The following is a 2,603-nucleotide window of genomic DNA, read 5'->3' on the forward strand; positions in this document are numbered from 1 at the left end:
GCGCTATCATTGTTGATGTGAAGCCCACTTGCATCATTACTTCGCCGAACCAATCCAATTTTGAGGTCAAGTGGGTGAGAATCTCCGCATAGCTCTTGTCCAGTATACGAAGTGGTGCGGTTGTTACGGTCGTCTTTTTCTCCTTCTCGCACTTCTCGCTTTTTTCTTCACTCTTGTTCTTGCCCTTCTCTTTCTTCTCCGTCTTTTTCTCCTGGAAATACTCAGGCGCTTTGTTCACTACTGCTTTTTTTATATACTGCGGGGTTTCTCCCTTCCGAACAGCCCACCACTTCCCGTCTCGCTTCGTTTGGTAGAGGGTCCAGCCCTCCCTTAGTTTCGCCTCTAATTCTTCAACACTTGATATACTCATAGTATATCATTATATACTCACTATTTATAAACATTGTGGAGAACGCACATACAAAAACATGCTCATATTTCACGCACACGCAAATTTCTTCCTGCCCCATGATGTTTTACCTATATCATTTTCAAAAATTGCAAACCTGCCCGTGCAAATAGCATGAAAAATTCACGCAACTTGTAGGGGAAAGCGCTATACACGACAATATACCAACTCACAATATACAAAAAATCTTGTGTTTTGTATAGGGTTATATAAGTTTTTCGCTATTTGAAAGTTTTTTTGAAGCGAACGAAAGTAATATATATAGTGCTAATAGTAGTATTAGTATATAGGAGGTGATAGGGGAGATGAACACGGCGGAGCGAAACAGGGCGATAAAGAAAGTCCTAAGTAGAGAGTTCGGGCGCGGGAATGTGAAAGTAAGAGGGGGCAGAGGAACAGCATACGGATGGGTCGATGTAAGCGTAACCATCCCGGTTGATTTTCAAGTATCGGACGGGTTATATTACACCGAAAAAGCAAAAGAGGTAATGGATCAGACACGGAGCAGAATAATCCAGCTCTTGAAACGGGAAGGCTTGTGGGACCAGCTCGGGATCTGGTATGATGACGACCCGAACTCGACGGAAAGGAAACAGATCATAATAGATGTAAACTTGAAAGAGGCAGCATAAGGGGGATAAATCCCCTTTTCTTTTTTTTTCCGGTGCAACTCCGGGAGGGGCGAGAAATGAAATAACCGCCTCTAAAGGCGAGAAAAAAAAAGGAGGAGGAAAATGATAGAAGAGAAAATACGGTTGATGAAACCGTGTGCGAACTGCCAAAGACCCATATCCGAAGACTACCGTCTCGGTCGTCATTACAAAGGATCGTGGTTCTGCTCGGTCGAGTGCGAGCGGGAGTTTTTCGTGGAATGCGGTGAGCGAGGCGGGGGCGTTGAACCCCGCAAAGGTGAATAGGAGGTGAAAAATGGTGGAAATAAACGGATATAGAATAGAGGGGAGAGGCGGTCCCGGCTTTGTCAAGAGATATACAGTCCTTCGGAACGAGAAGCTGATTGCAGTCTATTTCAAATACAGAGATGCAAAACAAGCGTGCGAAACTGGTGATTTTAGCGGAGGACTAAAGAGAGACATTTATTAGGAGGTGGATGAATGGAAGAATACAAAGAACCCCGGGTGATCAGAGGGGATACAACGGTTTATCTCGGTCTGAAAATGGTCGAGAAAAGCGGACTGAAACAGGGAGAAAAAATAATCGTTAGGACAGAAGGAGACAGAAAAATAATAATAGAAGCAATGAAATAGCGGGGAATGAATCCCCGCTTATTTTTCAATTTTTCTTGCAAATTTCTATAATTTTCCGTAGCATTTCCATAACCTGTTCTGCTTCAGATTTCGTAGTTTCTGTGTCTATATTGTATCGGCAGCTATCGCATATCGCAGGATTGATCAGAAGTTGTCCCACATCTGCAAGATTTTCGCACGGCGTCGGATGCGTGAACCACCTGCCACACTTTTCACACTTTGCCCGTAAATAGAACCTGATATATGTGTCATATTCTCTGTGTATCCTTCGTGCATCGAACTTGAGACCGTCCGCCATGATCTCCGCCGCGTTCCTATTCACCCCCTTCACACTGAGTTTCTCTATATCGGTACCGAACCTGTCCTGGAATTCTTTTATCGCTGTCTGCGCGAATTTATCCATCGCTTCGATCTTTTCTATTTCCCTTCGTTCTTGCCGTTCCTTCGCTGCCTGTATAGCTCGCTCTTTAAGAGTTACCATTTTTTCTTCCATACCTCCTTCTCTCTTCCTGCACCGCCTGTACCTCCCTCGCTTCCGACTCAATCTCCTCAGGCTCGCGCCACTCGTAGTTGAGTATCTTGAGTATCGCCCGCCTCCCCGCTTTTGTGATCGCGTCTCTTACCGAAAAGTCTTTGAAGCGAACGTATCGCTTGTAAATTCTGTATTTTGCTTCCGCTGTCAAAATCGGCCGTCCTTCATCGTCAAAACCCTCTATGGGTTTTTTTCCCTCCCTTTGCATAGCTTCAATCTCTTCAAATGCTATTCTTTCCTTTGAAATGTCGTAATAGTGGATGACGCATTCGTCTATGAATTGCCCGTCTGGCAAGATTGCACGCACCACCGCCTTCGCATAGTCAGACGTTTGTTCCGTAGGTTCTCTGATCTCAAGCGATATTTTTGCCGCGTTGCCCCACTGTTGTGCCAGACC

7 protein-coding genes are annotated in these 2,603 nt (G+C 44.9%); 4 read left to right on the top strand and 3 right to left on the bottom strand.

Going from position 1 to position 2,603, the window contains the following annotated elements:
• The coding region (locus J7J01_03420) for a hypothetical protein (GenBank protein ID MCD6209938.1) at positions 1 to 370 on the bottom strand (370 nt) is incomplete at its 3' end.
• Between the two features lie 344 nt (positions 371 to 714).
• On the opposite strand from J7J01_03420, the gene J7J01_03425 reads away from it, so the two are divergent.
• The 4 genes from J7J01_03425 to J7J01_03440 all read left to right on the top strand — a co-directional run bounded on the left by J7J01_03425 (position 715) and on the right by J7J01_03440 (position 1,674).
• Complete coding sequence (locus tag J7J01_03425; GenBank protein MCD6209939.1) at positions 715 to 1,041, top strand: hypothetical protein; 327 nt, start codon at positions 715 to 717, stop codon at positions 1,039 to 1,041.
• Positions 1,042 to 1,143: 102 nt separating this feature from the next.
• A complete protein-coding gene (locus J7J01_03430) occupies positions 1,144 to 1,326 on the top strand; it encodes a hypothetical protein (protein ID MCD6209940.1) in 183 nt (60 codons plus the stop codon).
• A 10-nt stretch (positions 1,327 to 1,336) separates the two neighbouring features.
• Complete coding sequence (locus J7J01_03435) at positions 1,337 to 1,510, top strand: hypothetical protein (GenBank protein MCD6209941.1); 174 nt, start codon at positions 1,337 to 1,339, stop codon at positions 1,508 to 1,510.
• 11 nt (positions 1,511 to 1,521) lie between these two features.
• Positions 1,522 to 1,674, top strand: coding sequence for a hypothetical protein (locus J7J01_03440; GenBank protein ID MCD6209942.1), 153 nt, complete (start codon positions 1,522 to 1,524; stop codon positions 1,672 to 1,674).
• A gap of 25 nt (positions 1,675 to 1,699) precedes the next feature.
• On the opposite strand, the gene J7J01_03445 is transcribed toward J7J01_03440, so the two are convergent.
• The gene (locus tag J7J01_03445; protein ID MCD6209943.1) at positions 1,700 to 2,167 is read right to left on the bottom strand and encodes a hypothetical protein; all 468 of its coding nucleotides are present in this window, start codon (positions 2,165 to 2,167) and stop codon (positions 1,700 to 1,702) included.
• Positions 2,142 to 2,603 (bottom strand): hypothetical protein (locus tag J7J01_03450; GenBank protein ID MCD6209944.1); only part of this gene is annotated, 462 nt, incomplete at its 5' end. The genes J7J01_03450 and J7J01_03445, both read right to left, overlap by 26 nt.

The organism is Methanophagales archaeon (assembly GCA_021159465.1).
Classification (GTDB): Archaea; Halobacteriota; Syntropharchaeia; order Alkanophagales; family Methanospirareceae; genus G60ANME1.

Excerpts from the sequence above, each read along its gene's own strand:
- J7J01_03425 (MCD6209939.1), top strand. The coding sequence starts at position 715 with ATGAACACGGCGGAGCGAAACAGGGCGATAAAGAAAGTCCTAAGTAGA.
- J7J01_03430 (MCD6209940.1), top strand. The coding sequence starts at position 1,144 with ATGATAGAAGAGAAAATACGGTTGATGAAACCGTGTGCGAACTGCCAA.
- J7J01_03435 (MCD6209941.1), top strand. The coding sequence starts at position 1,337 with ATGGTGGAAATAAACGGATATAGAATAGAGGGGAGAGGCGGTCCCGGC.
- J7J01_03440 (MCD6209942.1), top strand. The coding sequence starts at position 1,522 with ATGGAAGAATACAAAGAACCCCGGGTGATCAGAGGGGATACAACGGTT.
- J7J01_03445 (MCD6209943.1), bottom strand. The coding sequence starts at position 2,167 with ATGGAAGAAAAAATGGTAACTCTTAAAGAGCGAGCTATACAGGCAGCG.